Source organism: Yersinia thracica, from assembly GCF_902170565.1.
GTDB classification, from domain to species: Bacteria; Pseudomonadota; Gammaproteobacteria; order Enterobacterales; family Enterobacteriaceae; genus Yersinia; species Yersinia thracica.
Genome location: NZ_CABHXX010000095.1, coordinates 150,708 through 173,060 on the forward strand (window position 1 = coordinate 150,708; position 22,353 = coordinate 173,060).

Sequence of the window (22,353 nt, forward strand, 5' to 3'; positions counted from 1 at the left end):
GCGGAGCAATTGTCCATGCAGGATCGCAATTTCGATGATATTGCCGAGAAATTCTCGCGCAATATCTACGGCACGACGAAGGGAATGATCCGTCAGGCGGTGGTGTGGCAAGATATTACCGGGTTGTTAGCGCAGTTGCCGCAACGCCCGTTACGGATTCTAGATGCAGGTGGTGGTGAAGGGCATATGGCTTGCCAACTGGCGGAATTGGGTCATCAGGTTCTATTATGTGACCTGTCCGCTGAGATGATCCAACGTGCGAAAGTGGCGGCTCAAGAAAAAGGTGTGAGCCACAACATGCAATTTGTACAAAGTGCGGCACAAGACATCACCCAACATTTAGAACAGCCGGTTGATCTGATATTGTTCCATGCGGTTTTAGAATGGATTGCAGAACCACAACAAGTTCTGCAAATACTTTTTAATGCGTTAAACCCAGGTGGCGCACTGTCATTGATGTTTTTCAATGCCAATGGGTTAGTGATGCGTAATGCGGTATTAGGTAATTTTCAGTTGGCGATGCCCGGTATCAAAAGGCGTCGGCAGCGCTCGTTATCACCGCAATACCCGTTAGACCCGCCGACGGTATACGGTTGGCTTGAGCAAATGGGTTTATCCATTAGCGGTAAGACAGGAGTACGGGTGTTTCACGATTACATGAAAAATAAACAGCAACCAGTCGATGCGTTTGCTGAATTATTGGCGTTGGAACAGCGCTATTGCCGGCAGGAGCCCTTTATCAGTTTGGGGCGCTACGTGCATGTCTCGGCGTTTAAGCCGAATCTGAAGGACCCATTATGAGTGAATTTTCCCAGACAGTACCCGAACTGGTCGCCTGGGCGCGAAAAAATGATTTCTCAATTACTCTGCCAACGGAGCGTCTGGCCTTTCTTATGGCTATTGCCACCTTAAACGGTGAGCGGCTGGACGGAGAAATGAGCGAAGGCGAGTTGGTTGATGCATTTCGTCACGTCAGCAAAGGGTTCGAACAGACCACCGAAACCGTGGCCGTGCGCGCCAATAACGCCATTAATGATATGGTGCGCCAGCGCTTGCTCAACCGCTTTACCAGTGAGTTGGCCGATGGTAATGCTATTTACCGCCTGACTCCATTGGGCATTGGCATCACAGATTATTATATCCGTCAGCGCGAGTTCTCCACTCTGCGGTTGTCGATGCAGTTGTCGATTGTGGCGCAAGAGCTGCAACGGGCGGCAGAAGCGGCAGAAGAGGGCGGTGATGAATTCCACTGGCATCGTAATGTCTTTGCCCCGCTTAAATATTCAGTCGCTGAAATCTTTGACAGTATCGACATGACCCAGCGGCTGATGGACGAGCAACAGCATAGCGTCAAAGAAGATATCGCGGCGCTATTGAATCAAGACTGGCGCGCCGCCATTGCCAGCTGCGAAATGTTGCTGTCAGAAACCTCCGGTACACTCAGAGAGTTACAAGATACGCTGGAAGCCGCCGGTGATAAGCTTCAGGCGAATTTATTGCGCATTCAAGAAGCCACCATCGGCAATGCGGGCTTGGATTTGGTTGATAAACTGGTGTTTGATTTACAAAGTAAACTTGACCGCATTATCAGTTGGGGCCAGCAGTCCATTGACCTGTGGATTGGTTATGACCGCCACGTGCACAAGTTTATCCGTACTGCGATTGATATGGATAAAAACCGGGTATTCGCCCAGCGCTTGCGCCAGTCAGTGCAAAATTATTTTGATAGCCCTTGGGCCTTGACCTACGCCAATGCCGATCGCTTGCTGGATATGCGCGATGAAGAGCTGTCGCTGCGTAGTGAGGAAGTCACCGGAGAACTGCCGCCGGATCTGGAATTTGAAGAATTTAATGCTATTCGTGAGCAATTAGCCGCCCTGATTGAACAAGCATTGCTGGTGTATCAGCAGAAAAAACTGCCGCTCAATTTGGGGGAAGTCATGCGCGATTACCTCGCGCAATATCCGCGTGCTCGTCATTTTGACGTGGCTCGTATCCTGGTCGACCAGGCAGTTCGCCTTGGTGTGGCCGAAGCCGATTTCTCAGGGTTACCCGCTGAATGGCTGGCAATCAATGATTACGGAGCCAAGGTGCAGGCACATGTCATCAACAAATATTGAAGTAGTAATGCCGGTTAAACTGGCTCAAGCATTGGCCAACTCATTGTTTCCGGCACTGGATAGCCAGTTACGTGCTGGCCGTCATATTGGGATTGATGAGCTGGATAACCATGCTTTCCTGATGGATTTTCAGGAGCAACTTGAAGAGTTTTATACCCGCTATAACGTGGAGTTAATTCGTGCGCCGGAAGGTTTCTTCTATCTGCGCCCTCGTTCAACCACGTTGATCCCGCGCTCGGTGTTATCTGAGCTGGATATGATGGTCGGCAAAATTCTTTGTTATCTGTATCTCAGCCCAGAACGTCTGGCTCATGAAGGGATTTTCGCCCAGCACGAGTTATACGAAGAACTGCTGAGTCTGGCCGATGAGAGCAAATTGCTGAAGTTTGTTAATCAGCGCTCAACCGGCTCAGATTTGGATAAACAGAAGTTGCAGGAAAAAGTGCGAACCTCACTCAACCGGCTGCGCCGTTTGGGCATGATTTACTTTATGGGCAATGACAGTAGCAAGTTTCGTATCACTGAGGCGGTGTTCCGCTTTGGTGCCGATGTGCGCAGCGGTGATGATCCACGTGAAGCTCAATTGCGTATGATCCGAGATGGCGAAGCCATGGCGGTCGAAAATAGTCTGTCACTCCATGATGAAAGCGATGAAAACGACATCACCATGGGCAATGCAACGGACAGTGCAGAGGATGAACAGGAATGATTGAACGCGGTAAATTTCGCTCACTGACCTTGGTTAACTGGAATGGTTTCTTTGCCCGAACATTCGATCTTGATGAACTGGTCACGACCTTATCCGGTGGTAACGGGGCCGGTAAATCTACCGCTATGGCCGCTTTCGTCACAGCATTGATTCCAGATTTAACCTTGCTGCACTTCCGTAACACCACCGAAGCAGGGGCCACCAGTGGCTCGCGCGATAAAGGCCTGCACGGTAAATTGCGCGCTGGGGTGTGTTACTCCACGTTAGATGTGGTCAACTCTCGCCACCAACGGGTGGTTGTCGGGGTGCGTCTGCAACAAGTGGCCGGGCGCGATCGCAAAGTTGATATCAAACCTTTTACTATTCAAGGGCTTCCGACTGCAATTCAACCGACACAGATCCTCACCGAAGTGGTGGGCGAGCGCCAGGCGCGGGTGTTGTCCTTGCCAGAGCTGAAAGAACGCGTTGAAGCCATGGAAGGGGTGCAGTTTAAGCAATTTAACTCCATTACCGATTACCACTCGCTGATGTTTGATTTGGGTGTGATCCCCAAACGCCTGCGCTCTTCAGCTGATCGCAGCAAATTCTATCGTTTGATTGAAGCGTCACTGTACGGCGGTATTTCCAGCGCCATTACCCGCTCATTACGCGATTATTTATTGCCAGAAAACAGCGGCGTCCGCAAAGCCTTCCAGGATATGGAGGCGGCGTTGCGCGAAAACCGCATGACGCTGGAAGCTATTCGTGTTACTCAATCCGACCGTGACCTGTTTAAGCATCTCATTTCCGAAGCAACTTCCTATGTTGCCGCTGACTATATGCGCCATGCTAATGAGCGGCGTATTCATCTCGATGGCGCTTTGGTCTTGCGCCGCGATTTACTGGGTAGCCGCAAACAACTGGTGACCGAGCAGTATCGCCATGTCGAAATGTCCCGTGAATTGGCCGAGCAAAGTGCTGCTGAATCTGATCTCGAGACTGATTATCAAGCCGCCAGTGACCATCTCAGTCTGGTGCAAACCGCGATGCGCCAGCAGGAAAAAATCGAGCGCTACCAAAGTGATTTGGAAGAGCTGACTTACCGGCTGGAAGAGCAAAATGAAGTTGTTGCTGAGGCCAGCGAACAACAGGCTGATAACGAAGCCCGCGCCGAAGCCGCAGAGCTGGAAGTGGATGAACTGAAAAGCCAGTTGGCTGATTATCAGCAAGCGCTGGATGTACAGCAAACCCGCGCCATTCAATATCAGCAAGCATTACAGGCATTGGAGCGCGCCCGTGCGCTGTGCCAATTACCTGAATTAACGGCCGATAATGCTGAAGATTGGCTGGAAACTTTCCAGGCCAAAGAGCAGGAAGCGACCGAATCTTTATTGCAACTTGAGCAAAAACTGAGTGTTGCAGATGCCGCCCACAGCCAATTTGAGCAAGCTTATCAGCTGGTGGTGGCCATTGCCGGTGAGGTCAGCCGCAGTGAAGCTTGGCAAACCGCGCGCGAATTATTACGTGACTGGCCGTCGCAACAACATTTGGCCGAGCGGGTTCAGCCATTGCGCATGCGCCTGTCCGAGCTGGAGCAGCGTTTACGTGCCCAACAAGATGCCGAGCGTTTATTACAAGAATTCTGCAAACGTCAGGGGCAAGCTTATCAGCCCGAAGAGCTGGAAGAGTTGCAGCGTGAGCTGGAATCACAGGTTGAAGAACTTTCTCTCAGTGTCAGTGATGCGGGTGAACGGCGGATGGAAATGCGCCAGGAACTCGAGCAACTGAAGCAAAAAATTCAGGAATTGACGGCGCGAGCGCCAGTGTGGTTAGCGGCACAAGATGCTCTGAGCCAACTCAGTGAGCAGAGCGGCGAAGCGCTGGAAGACAGCCGTCAAGTGACTGAATACATGCAACAGTTGCTAGAGCGCGAGCGCGAAACCACTGTCGAACGTGACGAAGTGGCGGCAACTAAACGGGCGATTGATGCACAAATTGAGCGCCTGAGTCAGCCAAGTGGCGCTGAAGATTCACGGATGATTGCATTGGCCGAGCGCTTTGGCGGCGTGCTGTTATCCGAGATTTATGATGATGTCACGCTCGACGATGCGCCCTATTTCTCCGCGCTGTATGGCCCGTCTCGCCACGGTATCGTGGTACCAGACTTGTCATTGGTACGCGACCAATTGGCCGGATTGGAAGATTGCCCGGAAGATTTATATCTCATCGAAGGGGATCCGCAGTCATTTGATGACAGTGTCTTTGCCGTCGAAGAACTGGATAAAGCGGTGGTGGTGAAAATTGCCGATCGCCAATGGCGCTATTCTCGCTATCCGGAAGTGCCACTGTTTGGCCGTGCTGCCCGCGAAAACCGGCTAGAAGCGCTGTATCAAGAGCGTGATAGTCTGGCGGAGCGCTATGCGACACTGTCATTTGATGTGCAGAAAACCCAGCGTTTGCATCAGGCATTCAGCCGGTTTATTGGTTCTCATTTGGGCGTGGCATTTGATTCTGATCCAGAAGCTGAAATTCGGTTGTTAAATACCCGCCGTGGTGAAATCGAGCGCGCGCTGAATGCGCACGAAGACCAAAATCAACAGCAACGCCAGCAATTCGCACAGGCTAAAGAGGGTATTTCAGCTCTTAACCGTTTGATTCCATTAGTGTCATTGCTGCTTGACGACACCTTGACAGATCGCGTAGAAGAAATCACTGAAGAGCTAACTGAAGCACAAGAGGCCGCCCGTCATATTCAGAAACACGGCGCTTCTTTGACCAAGCTTGAACCGCTATTGGCGGTGCTGCAAAGTGACCCGCAGCAACACGAACAGTTGCAGAAAAACTATACTCAGGCGCAAAACAGTCAGCGCCAGGCGAAACAGCAAGCTTTCGCTTTGACGGAAGTTGTGCAGCGGCGTGCCCACTTTAGCTATACCGATTCTGCGGGGATGCTGACGGAAAACTCTTCTCTGAACGATAAACTGCGCCAGCGCTTAGAACAGGCCGAAGCAGAGCGTACGCGCGCTCGCGAGCAATTGCGTCAATATCAGGCGCAGTTTACTCAATACAATCAAGTGCTGGCGTCATTGAAAAGTTCTTATGATGCCAAACGTGACATGCTCAAAGAGCTGAGTCAGGAGCTGGTGGATATTGGCGTTCAGGCGGATGCCAATGCCGAAGCCCGCGCCCGCACGCGCCGTGATGAATTGCATGCTGCATTGAGCACCAACCGCTCACGGCGTAATCAGTTGGAAAAACAGCTGACTTTCTGTGAAGCAGAGATGGACAGTTTGCAGAAGAAATTACGCAAGCTGGAGCGGGATTATCATCAAATTCGCGAGCAGGTAGTGAATGCTAAAGCGGGCTGGTGTGCCGTGATGCGGATGGTGAAAGACAATGGTGTCGAGCGCCGCTTGCATCGCCGTGAATTGGCCTATATGGATGGCGATGAGCTGCGTTCTATGTCGGATAAGGCGCTGGGGGCATTGCGTCTGGCGGTGGCTGATAATGAGCATTTACGCGATGTGCTGCGTATGTCGGAAGATCCCAAACGGCCTGAGCGCAAAATTCAGTTCTATATCGCGGTATATCAGCATCTACGTGAACGTATTCGCCAGGATATCATCCGCACTGATGACCCGGTCGAAGCCATTGAACAAATGGAGATTGAACTGGGCCGGCTGACGGAAGAACTGACCGCCCGTGAACAGAAACTGGCGATCAGTTCGAAAAGCGTGTCGAATATCATCCGTAAAACCATTCAACGCGAACAGAACCGCATCCGCATGCTGAATCAGGGCTTGCAAGCGGTGTCATTCGGCCAGGTCAAAAGTGTGCGGCTAAATGTGAATGTGCGCGAAGCCCATGCGACCTTGCTGGATGTGTTATCCGAGCAGCAAGAACAGCACCAGGATTTGTTCAACAGTAACCGCCTGACCTTCTCTGAAGCACTGGCTAAACTGTATCAGCGCCTAAACCCACAAATGGATATGGGGCAGCGCTTGCCGCAAACCATTGGCGAAGAGTTACTTGATTACCGTAACTATTTAGAGCTGGAAGTTGAAGTTAACCGCGGTGCAGATGGCTGGTTGCGGGCCGAGAGTGGCGCATTGTCAACTGGTGAGGCTATCGGGACCGGGATGTCTATTCTGGTGATGGTGGTACAGAGCTGGGAAGAAGAATCACGCCGTTTACGTGGTAAAGATATTTCACCTTGCCGCTTACTGTTCCTGGATGAAGCTGCGCGTCTGGATGCGAAATCTATCGCAACATTATTTGAACTGTGCGAGCGGCTGGAAATGCAATTAATTATTGCCGCCCCAGAAAATATCAGTCCAGAAAAAGGGACGACTTATAAACTGGTGCGAAAAGTCTTCCAAAATCATGAGCATGTACACGTAGTGGGCTTACGCGGTTTTGCCAATGAAATACCGACTTTGCCCCAGATATCTGCTGAACAATGATGTTGCGGTTAATTTTCGCACAATAAAGACGTAATAATAATTAATTCCATTCAATGGCCGCCTAGCGGCCATTTTTATTTGTTGCGACATTTGAGGGTTATATTTTATAACCGAAGAAAATCTGTTAGCGTAACGTTAATGGCTAATTTAGATTATTATCTACTGAGTAGCATTTCTGTTTATATAATAAAAATACCCAAAGATAGTGGTGGTGTTGTCAACGGCCGATGTTGTCAACGACCGAATCGGGTAACGAGAGCCGCTAACCTACTGCGACTTCAGGGAGGAAGGGTAACGACAAACTATGACGTACTTAGATAAGCATACCGGGGGCATAGAATGTCGGTAGAGAAAAGAAATCCGCGACCTGTATTAGCGTTATATTGCGCTGTGATTTGTAGCGTAATGCCCATATTGACAGCATCGGCCACTGCGCCGATGCTGTTGCCTGTTGATTCATCTTCAGCGCAAAAGTCACCGTCACAAAGCATGTCGGTTGCACAAAGTCGCTCTCAATTATTGGCGGTGTTGCCGAAAACTATCACGCCGTTCTATTCTTCTGAATTAGCCGTGCTCTATGCTGCCAATAATATGCAGCCAATGTGGCAAGACCGGGCCGCTGTTCAGCATTTCCAGCAACAATTAGCGGAAGTGGCTCTCTCCGGTATTCAACCGCAATTCATGCAATGGGTGAAATGGCTCAGTGATCCTGCTATTACCGGCTTGGCTCGCGACGTTATTCTGTCCGATGCCATGTTGGGTTATTTGCACTTTATCTCAGGCGTTGGTGCAAATGGTAGCGTCTGGCTCTACAACAATGTGCCGTACAAGATGGCGATGCCACCGGCGACGATTTTAAATCGCTGGCAACAAGCCGTACACGAGGGGACCACCGCGCTTTATCTGGCCTCTCTGGCACCTCAACATCCTCAATATGAGAAAATGCATCTGGCGCTGAAAAAGATGCTGGCGGACCGGCGTCCGTGGCCACAAATGGCCAATGGCCCGAGTTTACGTCCAGGGCAATTAAGCGACGATATTCCAGCGCTGCGGGAAATTCTCGACAGAACCGGCATGTTGCACCCAGTAGCGTCAGCACCAGTGAAAACCCCGGAGGTTATCCCGGCTGATAATCCTGCGGTCGCGGTTGTTAATGATGACCTCTCGGTTGATGAAGAAAAAAGCCGCGCTCAGGCCCACAGTTTGGTGGTTAGCCCATCAGCGGCCCCGGTTGCTGATACTCCCGCTAGCGAAGGGGTAGTTGCGCCATCCGCTGCACCGCTAGCCGCGGTTACGGTAACTGACAATGTCTATACGCCAGAGCTAATGGAAGCCGTCAAACGGTTTCAACAGTGGCATGGTTTGAGCGATGATGGCGTCATCGGTGCCCGTACTCGCGAATGGTTGAATGTTTCCCCACAAACACGGGCGACATTATTAGCCTTAAATATTCAGCGCTTACGCATTTTGCCGGGGCGGGTGGATAACGGCATCATGGTTAACATTCCAAACTATTCGCTGAATTATTATAAGAATGGTGCTGAGGTGCTTTCGTCTCGAGTGATTGTCGGCCGCCCAAGCCGTAAAACGCCGTTGATGAGCAGCGCGTTGAATAATGTGGTGGTTAATCCGCCGTGGAATGTGCCGACCTCTCTGGTGCGCCAGGATATCGTGCCGAAAGCGCGTTACGATTCCAGTTATTTCCAGCGCCATGGCTATACGGTATTGTCCGGCTGGAGCAATGATGCTGAAGTTGTCGACCCGTCAATGATTGACTGGAGCATGATTTCACCGAATAACTTCCCATATCGCCTGCGTCAGGCACCTGGTGCCAGCAATTCATTAGGACGGTTCAAGTTCAATATGCCAAGCTCTGATGCTATCTATTTGCATGACACGCCGAACCATGGCTTGTTCCAGAAAGATATTCGGGCCTTAAGCTCTGGCTGTGTTCGCGTGAATAAAGCTTCTGATTTAGCCAATATGTTGTTGCAGGATGCGGGTTGGAATGATGCTCGAGTTTCCTCGACCCTGAAACAAGGGGACACCACTTATGTCAACATTCGCCAGCGTATTCCGGTGCAGCTGTATTATCTGACGGCATGGGTGGCTGAAGATGGCAAACCACAGTTTAGAACAGATATTTACAATTATGATATGACGGTGAGATCCGGTTCACAAATCGCCCATCAAGCTGAACTTTTGCTGCAATAAATGCAGTAAAACTCAATAACTAATGGTCTCAATATCGGGTTGTCTTATGGGCGCTTCTAAACGAGCGCCCTATAAACCTGGGCTAAACGCACAGTGAATGCGTACCGAATGCGGGTTGACTGGTTTTCCGTAGGCGGTTATGGTTCGGGACGGTACATTATATACCCAAAATAATTGGAGTTGCAGCCAGGCGGCAAACGAGCAAATCCCAATGAGCTTACTCAAGTAAGTGATTTGGGTGAGTGAGAGCGGCTAACACAGCTGCGGCTTCAAGTAATAAGGGTACAGTGCTTACTTTTGACATTCTTGCCGGGTATTAACAGAGATCATGGATAAAATTGATAATTATCGCCGTAGATGGCTAACGTTAGGCGGGGCCGCGCTGGGTTTATCGCTACTCCCAGGGCAAGCATTTGCTACCCTTTCTACTCCTCGCCCACGCATCTTGACCCTGAATAACCTGAATACAGGTGAGTCCATAAAAGCCGAGTTCTTTGACGGTCGAAACTATAATAAAGATGAACTTTCCCGTTTAAATCATTTATTCCGCGACTATCGAGCTAACAAAGTAAAAAGCATCGATCCCCGCCTATTTGACCAGATCTATCGCCTACAAGGCCTTCTCGGTACCACTAAACCGGTGCAGTTAATCTCTGGCTACCGTTCGCTTGATACCAATAATGAACTGCGTGAGCGGGGTCGGGGTGTGGCTAAACATAGCTACCACACTAAGGGGCAGGCGATGGATTTCCATATTCAAGGTATTCAATTGAGCAATATCCGCAAAGCGGCATTAAAAATGCGCGCAGGTGGTGTAGGATATTACCCTCGCAGTAATTTTGTGCATATTGATACTGGGCCAATACGGACCTGGTAATATACCCGTCGCCCTTCAAGATGCAGGGGTGTTGGCTGCCCTTGCTCACCCCAGTCACTTAGCTATCTAAGCTTCTGGGGATTTGCTCGGTTGCCGCCTACCTGCATCTTGAAGTAACTTGGGTATCCGCATTTTTATGCCAATGCTTTGAATCTATCCAGTGCATTGGGGTTGGAGCTCTATGAAATATCAAATTATTCCAGTGACGGCCTTTAGTCAAAATTGCACACTGATCTGGTGTGAAGAAACAGGGCAGGCCGCTCTCGTGGACCCCGGTGGCGACGCCGCCAAGATCATTGCTGAAGTTGCCCGTCAGGATGTTAAGGTCAGCCAGATTTTGTTGACTCACGGTCATCTGGATCATGTGGGTGCTGCCGCTGAATTAGCTGCACATTTTCAGGTTCCTATCTATGGTCCAGAAAAAGAAGATACGTTTTGGTTAGAAGGATTACCCGCTCAAAGCAGAATGTTTGGGCTGAGCGAGTGTGAAGCTTTCACCCCAACTCGTTGGCTGGAAGAAGGGGACACCATGACTGTGGGCACAATAGAATTATCAGTATTGCATTGCCCAGGGCATACCCCCGGCCATATTGTTTTCATCGATCAAAAAGATCGTTTGGCATTAGTTGGGGATGTTATTTTTAATGGTGGTGTGGGGCGCAGTGATTTCCCACGGGGTGACCATCAGCAATTGATTCATTCTATCCGAACCAAATTATTGCCTTTGGGTGACGATATCACATTTATTCCGGGCCATGGCCCAATGTCTACGCTAGGGCATGAGCGGCAGACCAATCCGTTTATACGTGAAGAACCTGCTGTTTGGTGAGAATGACGACTTAGTGCGGTATAACACTGAGTATCAGAGAGCATCGGATCAAGAAAGGCACCGCGAGGTGCTTTTTTTATATTATATTTAATTTGTTGTTAAAGTATTTTGTGAACTCATAATCAGCTATTTGTAGATACGACGAACATAATGATGGGGTTCATCAAATTTGTATGACCCTATAATATTCATAAGGCGTTACATAACAGAGAAATATACCCAAGCTACTTCGAGGTGCAGGTAGGCGACAACTGAGTAAACCTCTTGGAGCTTACACAAGTAAGTGATTGGGGTGAGCAAAGGCAGCCAACCCTCCTGCGTCTTGGAAGAACGGGTATAGAACTGATATTGACCCGGCACGGCCTTTACTGCCGTTTTAAGTTCGTCATATTACGAGCGCCTTTCAATGGAATCTACTATGCCATTTCGTCGTTTCAGAGTGAATAAATTCCTGTCCCGGCTCGGTTTTTCTTCTATGGTATTATTGCTATTTCTGCTGTTGGGCGCTGCAGTGATTTATGCGCAAACAAAAGCTAATATGCATCAAGATGCTCAAGCCAAGTTATTACAGGGTAGAGAACGTTTCGACCAAATATTTAATAACTTGCAGCATGCTGCTACCCAGGTGGAAACAGGACTGGGAAAACCTTGTTTACAGGTTGTGCAGAACTTACGCGATCAAGTTGTCTTTATACCGGATGTGCGTTCAGTTTCTTTGGCCAAAAATACGACTATTTATTGTTCTTCAATATATGGGCCAATTTCTGAGCAATTCGATTTAGATGTATTTGTTGATGGGCAACTAGAATTAATGTCAGGCAATGATGTAACACCTGATCGTGCTTTGATGGTTTATCGGCAGGTTCGAGGGGATTACAGCATTCTGGTGGCTGTTGATGGTTATTATTTGCGTAGTATTCTTAATTTATTGAGCGGCGATATTGCGTTGCAACTGAGAGTTGGTGATAAATGGATGGACGCGGCCGGAATGGTGCATTCAGGTAACCCGATGAATAGAGGTGAACCTTTATATCTGGCCTCCGAGAAGTATGCTTATTCATTAAGCACTGCACTTTCTCATCAACAATATTGGGCTTATGCCTGGCAATACGCTCAAGGCAGCTTAATTTTCTTCATATTAATGAGTTTTGGCTCGGCAACTCTTGTTTTCTGGTTGTCAGGAAGGGCGTCATCACCCACACAGGTATTAAAACAAGCATTAGAAAATAATGAATTTATTCCTTATATGCAGCCGATTGTCAGCGGTAAGGGGCAATGCTGGGTGGGGTGTGAAGTTTTAATGCGTTGGCAACATCCAGGTCAGGGATTAATTCAACCAAATCACTTCATTCCTATGGCGGAGGACAGCGAACTTATTGTGCTGATGACCCGTGCTATTATGCAGCAGGTCAGCACAAAGTTTGCGCCTTACGTCAATCAATTACCCGAAGGGTTCCACTTTGGTTTTAATATTAGCGCCAATCATTGCCGTGATCTCAGTCTGGTAGATGACTGCCGTAATTTCATTCAGGCTTTTGGCGGTAATAAAATAAATATCATGCTGGAATTAACTGAACGAAAATTGATTGTTGCAGATGAGATTACAGATAAATTATTTGCCGAACTTCATGCTTTAGGTGTTTATATTGCCATTGACGATTTTGGTACCGGGCATTCGAGCCTAACTTATTTGCAGAAATTTAAAGTCGACTTTCTCAAGATTGATCAAAGTTTTGTCGGGATGATTGGTTCAGATGCTTTGTCGAGTCACATAGTGGGGAATGTCATCGATCTTGCCACTCGGCTGGGGTTACAAACCATTGCCGAGGGAGTCGAAAACGAAACTCAAATGCGTTATTTACAGGCCCATAATGTAGATTATCTACAAGGATATATGTACGGACGACCCATGCCAATGAACGAATTTGCCAAGTATTTGTTCCGTTAAGATTATTGGCAGGAGAATAAAACAAAGGGTGCCCCTAAGGCACCCTTTTTAAGGTCGGTCACGGAGGCTTAATTAGAGCACCGCAACGATAGCTTCACACAATGGCGCCATATTGTCTGGCGTCATACCAGCAACGTTAACACGACCAGAATTTACGGCATAAACAGCGAACTCATTACGCAGACGCAGAACTTGTTCTTTGGTCAGGCCACTGAACGAGAACATACCATTCTGGTTTATGATAAAGCTGAAATCTTGCTTAGCGCCTTTTTCCTGCAAAGTATTAACAAACAACTGACGCATACGGTGAATGCGTTGGCGCATATCAGTCAGTTCTTGTTCCCAAATGGCACGCAGCGCTGGGTTACTCAAAATAGTGGCAACCACCGAGGCACCGTGAGCCGGTGGGTTGGAATAGTTAGCGCGGATAACAGCTTTCACCTGGCTGAAGGCGATATCAGCGACTTCACTGTTTGCAGCAACAACAGTACAAGCCCCGACACGCTCATTGTACAAACCGAAGTTTTTGGAATAAGAGCTGCAAACAATCAATTCTTGATGTGTCGCGGCAAAAATTCGCAGGCCTTGGGCATCTTCTTCCAAACCTTTAGCAAAACCTTGATAAGCGAAGTCAAACAGCGGCAACCAACCTTTAGAAACTGAAAGCTCGGCTAATTGGCTCCACTGGGCTTCTGTTGGGTCAATCCCAGTCGGGTTGTGACAGCAACCATGGAACAGCACTACGTCGCCAGCTTGAGCTTCTGACAGGCTATTTAACAACCCATTGAAGTCCAGCGCATGATTTGCTGCATCATAATATGCATATTCAACCACTTCCAGCCCAGCGGCGGCGAAGATATTTTTATGATTTGGCCAGCTTGGATTACTGACCCAGACACGTTTGGCGCTGGTTTGATGGGCGATGAAATCAGCGGCGATACGCAAACCACCAGTGCCACCAGGGGTTTGAGCAGTACGCGCACGTTTATCAGCGATAATCGCGCTATCAGCCCCGAACAACAGTTCCTGAGTACAGCTGGCGAAAACTGGCAGGCCATCAATACCCAAATAATTTTTGGTGACTTCATTTTCCAGCAAATACTGCTCAGCTTTCTTTACGCTGGTCAGCACCGGCGTTTTCCCGGTTTCGTCTTTGTAGACCCCGATCCCCAGGTTAATTTTATGAGGGCGGTCATCCGCGCGGAAAATATCGGTCAGGCCCAGAATAGGGTCGGCAGGTGCAGCAGTGATTTTTTCAAACATGTCAGAGGCTTCCATGGCTTAGCGTTAAGCAAACAGAACTCTCAGGGTAGCGCCAGTTGCGGTCTTTGCCAACCGTTTGCGATAAAAAGAAATGAATGTTGTGAGGCGAGGGGATTCAGGGTGAAAAATCGGCAAAATAACGCTTTCTACAGCGCAATCTCCCTGGATTAACCAAGGGTAAAAATGTTAGCTAGCATAAAACAAAAAGACAGAGCCGAGGCCCTGTCTTTTTTAACTTAGGTCAGCAGATAAACTGCGTGATTAAGTTTAACTTAGAACTGGTATACCAAGCCAACACCAACAACGTCATCAGTGTTCAGACCGTTAGTACGAGTGAAATCATTCTCGTCCAACAAGTTGATTTTGTAATCAACATAGGTAGACATGTTTTTGTTGAAGTAGTAGTAAGAACCAACAGAAACATATTTCAACAGATCTTGGTTATCGCGAGTCGCGTTAAGATCTTTGCCTTTAGACTGAACGTAGCCTAAAGATGGACGCAGACCAAAGTCGAACTGGTATTGTGCAGTGATTTCAATGTCACGAGTCTTGTTAGCGATGGTATTGCTATCGTCGCCATATGGAGTCATGTTTTGAGTTTCAGCATACATTACAGCCAAGTATACGTTGTTTGCGTCGTATTTAGCACCAACGTTCCATGCCTGCGCTTTATCACCTTCAGCAGTGCTGAAAGCTTTTTGTTCGTTAGTACGATTTGCAGAAGAGAAACCAGCACCAAAGTTCACGCCGTAACCGATATCATAAGTAGAAGAGATACCGAAACCGTCGCCATTCTGATCTTTCAGGTTAGCGCCAGTGTAAATACCTGTAACTGGGTCAATAGAACCAGCACGGTCATTTTGGTTTTTGCCTTGGTATTGCAGAGCAAAGTTCAGACCGTCAACCAGACCGAAGAAGTTGGTGTTACGGTAAGTTGCCAGGCCAGTAGAACGGCCAGTCATGTAGTTGTCAGAGTTGGAGATTGAATCACCACCGAACACTGGCAGCATGTCAGTCCATGCGTTGACGTCATAGATTACGCCGTAGTTACGGCCGTAGTCGAATGAACCGAACTCAGCAAATTTCAGACCAGCAAAGCCCAGACGGGTTTTGTTGCCTTTGTCGCCTTGGGATTCAGCATGGTTAGCCTGAACGTTGTATTCCCACTGGCCGTAACCGGTCAGTTGGTCAGTAATTTGGGTTTCACCTTTGAAGCCGAAACGAACGTAAGATTTGTCGCCGTCTTCGCCTTTGTTATCAGAGAACTGGTGACGCGCGTCAACTTTACCGTACAGGTCAAGTTTGTTGCCGTCTTTGTTGTAGATTTCTGCTGCATTAGCTGCACCAGCTGCTAACAATGCTGGGATTACTACTGCAAGAATATTGCGCTTCATCATTATTATTACCCTCATTGGTGTTATTCGGACACCTGCCACTGCCGCCAATAATTTTTTTGGAACTATTGTTGAGAGTTTGGTGTCGTCTGTGTCTGAACGCAGTGTTCCATTCACAGGGGTTATAATCCAGACCGAAAATGCTACCAATTACCTGAATATGTTTCATAGGGATACTATGTGTTACGAAATGTAAATTTCAGGGAACTTTGTGACTTAGATCGAACTTTAAAAAATGACAAAAGCCAGCAGAGCTGGCTTTTATTTATACAAAATCACATTTTTTTTCTAAATGACGAACTTAGAAACTGGCATTTCTCGGCGTACGTGGGAATGGAATCACATCGCGAACGTTTTGAACTCCAGTCACATAGGAGATCAAACGCTCAAATCCAAGGCCAAAACCTGAATGTGGTACAGTGCCATAGCGACGCAGATCACGATACCACCAATAATCTTCTTTATTGAGGCCCATTTCTGCCAGACGTGCATCCAACACATCTAAACGCTCTTCACGTTGTGAACCACCGATAATCTCACCAATGCCAGGGGCGAGGACATCCATCGCTGCCACGGTTTTACCATCTTCATTCATACGCATATAGAAAGCTTTGATATCTTTCGGATAGTTTTTGACCACTACCGGCGCTTTAAAGTGTTGCTCAGCTAAATAACGCTCATGCTCAGAAGACAAATCAATGCCCCAAGAGACATCATTTTCAAATTTCTGACCTGATGCCAATAAAATCTCAATAGCATCGGTGTAGTCAACCTGAGCAAAGTCAGAGGTGACAAAACGCTGTAAGCGATCGACAGCATCTTTATCGACACGCTCGGCAAAGAACTTCATATCATCAGCGCGTTCGTTCAATACTGCCTGGAAAACGTATTTCAACATTTTCTCGGCCAAAGCGGCGACATCATCTAATGAGGCGAAGGCAACTTCAGGTTCAACCATCCAGAATTCGGCTAAATGGCGGCTGGTATTGGAGTTTTCAGCACGGAAAGTCGGGCCGAAAGTGTAAACTTTAGATAACGCACTGGCATAGGTTTCACCGTTTAGCTGGCCGGATACCGTAAGGAAAGCTTCTTTACCGAAGAAATCTTCACTGAAATCAACAGCGCCAGTATCAGTGCGCGGCAGATTTTCCAGATCTAATGTGGAAACACGGAACATTTCACCGGCACCTTCAGTATCTGAAGCGGTGATAAGCGGGGTTGAAACCCAGAAATAGCCGTTCTCATCGAAGAAACGGTGAATGGCTTGTGCCAAAGTATGACGAACGCGAGCCACTGCGCCGATCAGGTTAGTCCGCGGGCGCAAGTGAGCGACTTCACGCAAGTATTCGATACTATGACGTTTTGCTGCCATTGGATAAGTATCGGGGTCATCAACCCAACCCACTACTTTGATAGCGGTGGCCTGAATTTCAAAACTCTGCCCTTCACCGGGTGATGCAACCACAGTGCCAGTCACTTCTACTGAGCAGCCAGTAGTTAAATGCAGTACTTCGTCCTGATAATTAGGCAAAGTATTATTCACGACGGCCTGTAACGGGTCAAAGCAGGAACCGTCATAAACGGCAACGAAGGAGATACCCGCTTTAGAATCTCTCCGGGTACGCACCCAACCGCGTACGGTGACTTCACTGTCAACCGCAGCACGGCCTTGCAGTACGTCGACTACAGGCACTACGCTCATAGATTTCTCTCTTTAATAGTTTTGATAAATAGTGAACAACCCAACAAAATGGGGATATTGCTATGTTACTTGCGACAGTGCAGGACACAAGTAGAAATCACCCGTTCAGTGCAACATTTCTATAAATATACCCGTCATACTTCAAACTGCATTTGCGTTGGCTGCACTCAATCACCCGAATCACTTACTCGAGTAAGCTCATCGGGACTCACTTGCTTGCCGCCTTCCTGCAATCTGAATTATCTTGGGTATAAAGACGGCACAAACTGAGAAATGATTGAATCGCGAAATACGGAAGAGTAAAGAGGGACCAAAAAACACAAATCTGGCTAGAGCCGGGCAAGCATCTGCTGCCCGGCAATCAGGTATTAACTGGCTTTCTTGATCAAAGGAAGGGCGAATGCTTCACGCAATTCATCAACAAATGCCGGGTCATGACAAATAGTTTTCCCCGGGCTATCGGAGAGTTTCGCCACCGGTTTACCGTTACACTCCACCAGCTTAATAACAATATTCAGTGGCTTGACGCCGGGAATATCACAGGTTAAACGCGTTCCAATACCGAATACCAATTTAATCCGTTGGTAGAAATGGCGGTACAGCGACAGTGCTTTTTCCAAGTCTAAATTATCCGAGAACACCAATGTTTTGCTCATTGGGTCAATGCCCAGTTTTTCATAATGGGCGATAGCTTTTTCACCCCATTCGACCGGATCACCCGAGTCATGACGTAATCCCTGATAGCGAATAGCGAATGTTTCATCAAAATCACGCAGGAATGCATCCATAGTAATACAGTCTGTTAATGCCACTCCAAGTTGGTTTGGATACTCATCTAACCAGATTTGTAATGCTACGCGCTGGCTGTTGGCCAGAACTGGGCTAATTTGTTGATGAGCCTGGAACCATTCATGAGCCTGAGTTCCTACCGGAGCTAAAGACAACTTTCGAGCTAAGTCATAGTTACTGGTGCCGACAAAGTAGGGGAACTCATCTTTTAATTCGCTGACAATGGCGTGCTGAACCTCGCGGGAAAAACGGCGCCGCGTGCCAAAATCCATTAACTTGAAGTGAGTTATGTCGATATCAGCACTGAGCGCTTTAAATTGCTGAAGTTTGCTGCGCAACTGTGTAATGGCCTGGCCAGCGGTGACATGTTCGGAGCGGCGGCGATGGACAATCTCACTGATTACCGCTAATAGCGGCACTTCCCACAGAATTGTTTCGCACCATAGCCCGGTAATCCGAATGTCTAATTTACCACCATTATCGGACACGCTGACTTGCTCGGGATTAAAACGAAAGCTCCGCAACCAATTTAAATAATCATTTTTAAAAAAGGGTAAGCCGGAGAGATAGAGATACTCATCATCAGTCAGTGTTAATTGGCTCATCAATGTTATCTGATGGCGGATTTCGTCGGCATATTCGCCCAGCAGCTCATCACCACGGCAGCGGAATTCAGCGGCAACGGTAATATGGCGATAACGATGGAACACTGCTTGTTGCATATGAAGCTTATAAGCATCCGTATCAAGCAATGAAGTCAAAATCGGTGAGGCGTCTTGGGTCATGGCGCTGTATAGCATCCTCGTAGGAGCATTTTCCACAGTATGAATGTCGCGGAAGTATACCGGTATTATCCTGTTATTGAAGCCTCATCACACCATAAATGCTAATCAGAGGTCTAGGATTAAACGTGCCATCAGCGATGAAAAAGGGTTTTTGTTAAATGTTCAATCCAATTAAGGTCAGTTTTTTAGCTATTTAGATAATAAGGAGAAAATTGTATTAAAATAATAGGGTTATTAACTGAATATAATCCCCGCAATAATATTGCACATATTCTGAGTGATTCTTAAGCAGTCAGGCAGTTTTTACCCTCAATCACTTCTACCAGCGGTTTTTCTCTTGGCTCAATGTAATAAGACAATAACCTTGCGAAGCGGCTCGAAAAAGGAGCATTCAATGCGTTATTTGCCTCAATAGCACGGGCTCTCACCTAGGTTTTTTTCACAATTGTGATACATTGAAAAGACTATCTGAGTCCAGGATGAAGTCGCTGATAGCGGTGCTTTGAACCTGATTTTATGAGCCAAAACGACCATAAATATAGACTTGATAATCATATTCACTGATGACGTCAAAAGGGTTTCTATGACACAACAGCCGCAAGCTAAATACCGTCACGATTACAAATCGCCGGATTACACTATCACCGATATCGATCTGGATTTTGCCCTCGAGGCGCAAAAAACGACGGTAACGGCGGTGAGTAAGGTAAAACGTCAGGTTGCAGACGCGACGCCGTTGGTTTTGGATGGTGAAGATTTAACGCTCATCAGTATCAGCGTTGATGGGCAAGCATGGCCCCATTACCATTTACAGGAAAATTCACTGGTTATTGAGCAATTGCCCGCGAATTTTACACTGACTATCGTGAATGATATTCATCCAGCTACCAACAGCGCACTTGAGGGGTTATATCTTTCTGGTGATGCATTATGCACACAATGTGAAGCCGAAGGTTTCCGCCACATTACTTATTATTTAGATCGCCCTGACGTATTGGCGCGTTTTAGCACTCGCATCGTCGCGGATAAATCACTTTATCCTTATTTGCTCTCCAACGGGAATCCTGTAGGGCAGGGCGATCTGGATAATGGCCAGCATTGGGTTAAATGGGAAGACCCATTTCCAAAACCTTGCTACCTGTTTGCCTTGGTCGCGGGCGATTTTGATGTCTTGCGGGATAAGTTTATAACGCGCTCAGGCCGTGAAGTTGCATTAGAGCTTTTTGTTGATCGCGGTAATTTGGATCGTGCCGACTGGGCAATGACCTCATTGAAGAACTCCATGAAATGGGATGAAACCCGTTTTGGCCTGGAATATGACCTCGACATCTATATGATCGTGGCGGTTGATTTCTTCAATATGGGCGCTATGGAAAATAAAGGGTTGAATGTATTCAACTCAAAATATGTTCTGGCAAAAGCAGAAACGGCAACAGATAAAGATTATCTGAACATTGAAGCCGTTATCGGTCATGAATATTTCCATAACTGGACTGGTAACCGAGTGACTTGCCGTGATTGGTTCCAATTAAGTTTGAAAGAAGGGTTAACGGTATTCCGTGATCAAGAATTCAGTTCCGATTTGGGCTCACGGTCGGTTAATCGTATTGAAAACGTCCGTGTGATGCGTTCGGCACAATTTGCCGAAGATGCCAGTCCGATGGCTCACGCTATTCGCCCAGATAAAGTCATCGAGATGAACAATTTCTACACCTTGACGGTGTACGAGAAAGGGTCAGAGGTCATCCGGATGATGCATACTTTACTGGGTGAACAACAGTTCCAAGCGGGCATGCAACTCTATTTCGAACGCCATGATGGCAGTGCGGCGACCTGTGATGATTTTGTACAGGCCATGGAAGATGCATCTAATGTTGATTTATCCTTATTCCGCCGCTGGTATAGTCAATCGGGCACACCGATACTGACGGTACGTGATGATTATGATGCTGAAAATCAGCAATATCATCTGCATGTTAGTCAGAAAACATTGCCAACCGCAGATCAGCCGGAAAAACTGCCATTACATATCCCATTGGATATTGAGCTTTATGACAGTAAAGGCCATGTGATTGCGTTGCAGAGAAATGGTGTACCGGTTCATCATGTTCTGAATGTCACAGAGGCCGAGCAAACCTTTACTTTTGATAATGTTGAACACCCTCCCATCCCGTCTCTATTGCGTGAATTTTCCGCGCCGGTCAAACTGGATTACAGCTACAGTGACCAGCAACTGACTTTCTTGATGCAGCATGCGCGTAATGAATTCTCGCGCTGGGATGCGGCACAAAGTTTGCTGGCAACTTATATCAAGCTCAATGTTGCTAAATATCAGCAAAAGCAGCCGTTGAGTTTACCTAATCATGTGGCTGATGCTTTCCGTGCAATATTGCTTGATGAAAATCTTGATCCTGCTTTGGCAGCACAGATCCTGACATTGCCATCCGAAAATGAAATTGCAGAGTTGTTCACCACTATCGATCCGCAAGCTATCAGTGCGGTGCATGAAGCCATTACCCGTTGTCTGGCAAATGAACTGTCTGATGAATTATTGGCTGTCTATGTGGCGAATCTCACTCCTGAATATCGTATTGAACACACTGATATCGCTAAGCGAGCATTGCGCAATATTTGTCTGAATTACCTGGCCTTTGCGGATGAAGAATTTGCCAACAAGCTTGTTTCTTCCCAATATCATCAGGCAGATAATATGACTGATTCGCTGGCGGCGCTGGCAGCCGCTGTTGCTGCACAGTTACCTTGCCGCGATGAGTTGCTGGCGGCCTTTGATGTGCGCTGGAATCATGATGGTTTGGTGATGGATAAATGGTTTGCTCTGCAAGCAACCAGCCCAGCAGTTGATGTTCTGGTGCAAGTGCGCGGTTTACTTAAACACCCAGCCTTTAGTTTGAGTAATCCAAACCGTACTCGCTCGCTCATTGGTAGTTTTGCTTCCGGCAACTCAGCAGCATTCCATGCCACTGACGGCAGTGGTTATCAATTCCTGGTAGAAATACTCAGTGATTTGAATACCCGAAATCCACAGGTTGCTGCTCGTTTGATTGAGCCACTGATTCGTTTGAAACGCTATGATTCAGGGCGTCAAACTCTGATGCGGCAGGCCTTGGAACAATTGAAGACATTGGATAATTTATCTGGTGATTTATACGAGAAGATAACCAAAGCATTAACGGCATAAGTCGGCTATTTACAAAAGTAAATAATTTGTGGAAGTTATTGTTTAAATAAATAGGGGACATAACGGCCCTAATGCCGATCAC

The 22,353-nt window shown here is 47.5% G+C and carries 13 protein-coding genes; 9 read left to right on the plus strand and 4 right to left on the minus strand.

The window, feature by feature from the left end:
* Positions 1 to 15 precede the first annotated feature (15 nt).
* The 8 genes from cmoM (at position 16) to FTA91_RS13670 (ending at position 13,139) form a co-directional block, all read left to right on the plus strand.
* Positions 16 to 801 carry a tRNA uridine 5-oxyacetic acid(34) methyltransferase CmoM gene (gene cmoM / locus FTA91_RS13635; protein WP_145536179.1) on the plus strand — a complete coding sequence of 262 codons (786 nt, stop codon included), beginning with the start codon at positions 16 to 18 and terminating at the stop codon, positions 799 to 801.
* Complete coding sequence (mukF, locus tag FTA91_RS13640; RefSeq protein ID WP_050116357.1) at positions 798 to 2,120, plus strand: chromosome partition protein MukF; 1,323 nt, start codon at positions 798 to 800, stop codon at positions 2,118 to 2,120. The genes cmoM and mukF overlap by 4 nt, the downstream gene beginning before the upstream one ends.
* On the plus strand, positions 2,101 to 2,829 hold the full coding sequence (gene mukE, locus FTA91_RS13645) for a chromosome partition protein MukE (protein ID WP_050116356.1): 729 nt from the start codon (positions 2,101 to 2,103) through the stop codon (positions 2,827 to 2,829). Before mukF ends, mukE begins: the two co-directional genes overlap by 20 nt.
* Positions 2,826 to 7,271 (plus strand): chromosome partition protein MukB, encoded by a 4,446-nt coding sequence (gene mukB / locus FTA91_RS13650; RefSeq protein WP_050116355.1) that lies wholly within the window; start codon positions 2,826 to 2,828, stop codon positions 7,269 to 7,271. The genes mukE and mukB overlap by 4 nt, the downstream gene beginning before the upstream one ends.
* Before the next feature lie 339 nt (positions 7,272 to 7,610).
* Positions 7,611 to 9,485: a L,D-transpeptidase gene (gene ldtD / locus FTA91_RS13655; RefSeq protein WP_050116354.1), complete on the plus strand. Its 1,875-nt coding sequence runs from the start codon at positions 7,611 to 7,613 to the stop codon at positions 9,483 to 9,485.
* A 328-nt stretch (positions 9,486 to 9,813) separates the two neighbouring features.
* Complete coding sequence (locus FTA91_RS13660; protein WP_050116353.1) at positions 9,814 to 10,362, plus strand: YcbK family protein; 549 nt, start codon at positions 9,814 to 9,816, stop codon at positions 10,360 to 10,362.
* A gap of 181 nt (positions 10,363 to 10,543) precedes the next feature.
* Complete coding sequence (locus tag FTA91_RS13665) at positions 10,544 to 11,191, plus strand: MBL fold metallo-hydrolase (protein WP_145536180.1); 648 nt, start codon at positions 10,544 to 10,546, stop codon at positions 11,189 to 11,191.
* 418 nt (positions 11,192 to 11,609) lie between these two features.
* Complete coding sequence (locus tag FTA91_RS13670; protein WP_050116351.1) at positions 11,610 to 13,139, plus strand: EAL domain-containing protein; 1,530 nt, start codon at positions 11,610 to 11,612, stop codon at positions 13,137 to 13,139.
* Between the two features lie 72 nt (positions 13,140 to 13,211).
* Here FTA91_RS13670 and FTA91_RS13675 read toward each other — a convergent pair whose 3' ends face one another.
* From FTA91_RS13675 to pncB, 4 genes are all read right to left on the minus strand, one after another.
* Positions 13,212 to 14,402: an amino acid aminotransferase gene (locus FTA91_RS13675; RefSeq protein WP_145583499.1), complete on the minus strand. Its 1,191-nt coding sequence runs from the start codon at positions 14,400 to 14,402 to the stop codon at positions 13,212 to 13,214.
* Between the two features lie 272 nt (positions 14,403 to 14,674).
* Positions 14,675 to 15,796, minus strand: coding sequence for a porin OmpF (gene ompF, locus FTA91_RS13680; RefSeq protein WP_174634648.1), 1,122 nt, complete (start codon positions 15,794 to 15,796; stop codon positions 14,675 to 14,677).
* A 301-nt stretch (positions 15,797 to 16,097) separates the two neighbouring features.
* Positions 16,098 to 17,498, minus strand: coding sequence for an asparagine--tRNA ligase (asnS, locus tag FTA91_RS13685; RefSeq protein WP_038632143.1), 1,401 nt, complete (start codon positions 17,496 to 17,498; stop codon positions 16,098 to 16,100).
* 368 nt (positions 17,499 to 17,866) lie between these two features.
* Positions 17,867 to 19,072: a nicotinate phosphoribosyltransferase gene (pncB, locus tag FTA91_RS13690; RefSeq protein WP_050116348.1), complete on the minus strand. Its 1,206-nt coding sequence runs from the start codon at positions 19,070 to 19,072 to the stop codon at positions 17,867 to 17,869.
* 583 nt (positions 19,073 to 19,655) lie between these two features.
* Here pncB and pepN point away from each other — a divergent pair.
* Positions 19,656 to 22,271, plus strand: a complete 2,616-nt coding sequence (pepN, locus tag FTA91_RS13695; protein ID WP_145583500.1) for an aminopeptidase N — start codon at positions 19,656 to 19,658, stop codon at positions 22,269 to 22,271.
* Positions 22,272 to 22,353: the final 82 nt, after the last annotated feature.

What these genes read in the sequence shown, in the direction of transcription:
- cmoM (WP_145536179.1), top strand. Translation starts at nt 16, where the DNA reads ATGCAGGATCGCAATTTCGATGATATTGCCGAGAAATTCTCGCGCAAT.
- mukF (WP_050116357.1), top strand. Translation starts at nt 798, where the DNA reads ATGAGTGAATTTTCCCAGACAGTACCCGAACTGGTCGCCTGGGCGCGA.
- mukE (WP_050116356.1), top strand. Translation starts at nt 2,101, where the DNA reads ATGTCATCAACAAATATTGAAGTAGTAATGCCGGTTAAACTGGCTCAA.
- mukB (WP_050116355.1), top strand. Translation starts at nt 2,826, where the DNA reads ATGATTGAACGCGGTAAATTTCGCTCACTGACCTTGGTTAACTGGAAT.
- ldtD (WP_050116354.1), top strand. Translation starts at nt 7,611, where the DNA reads ATGTCGGTAGAGAAAAGAAATCCGCGACCTGTATTAGCGTTATATTGC.
- FTA91_RS13660 (WP_050116353.1), top strand. Translation starts at nt 9,814, where the DNA reads ATGGATAAAATTGATAATTATCGCCGTAGATGGCTAACGTTAGGCGGG.
- FTA91_RS13665 (WP_145536180.1), top strand. Translation starts at nt 10,544, where the DNA reads ATGAAATATCAAATTATTCCAGTGACGGCCTTTAGTCAAAATTGCACA.
- FTA91_RS13670 (WP_050116351.1), top strand. Translation starts at nt 11,610, where the DNA reads ATGCCATTTCGTCGTTTCAGAGTGAATAAATTCCTGTCCCGGCTCGGT.
- FTA91_RS13675 (WP_145583499.1), bottom strand. Translation starts at nt 14,402, where the DNA reads ATGTTTGAAAAAATCACTGCTGCACCTGCCGACCCTATTCTGGGCCTG.
- ompF (WP_174634648.1), bottom strand. Translation starts at nt 15,796, where the DNA reads ATGAAGCGCAATATTCTTGCAGTAGTAATCCCAGCATTGTTAGCAGCT.
- asnS (WP_038632143.1), bottom strand. Translation starts at nt 17,498, where the DNA reads ATGAGCGTAGTGCCTGTAGTCGACGTACTGCAAGGCCGTGCTGCGGTT.
- pncB (WP_050116348.1), bottom strand. Translation starts at nt 19,072, where the DNA reads ATGACCCAAGACGCCTCACCGATTTTGACTTCATTGCTTGATACGGAT.
- pepN (WP_145583500.1), top strand. Translation starts at nt 19,656, where the DNA reads ATGACACAACAGCCGCAAGCTAAATACCGTCACGATTACAAATCGCCG.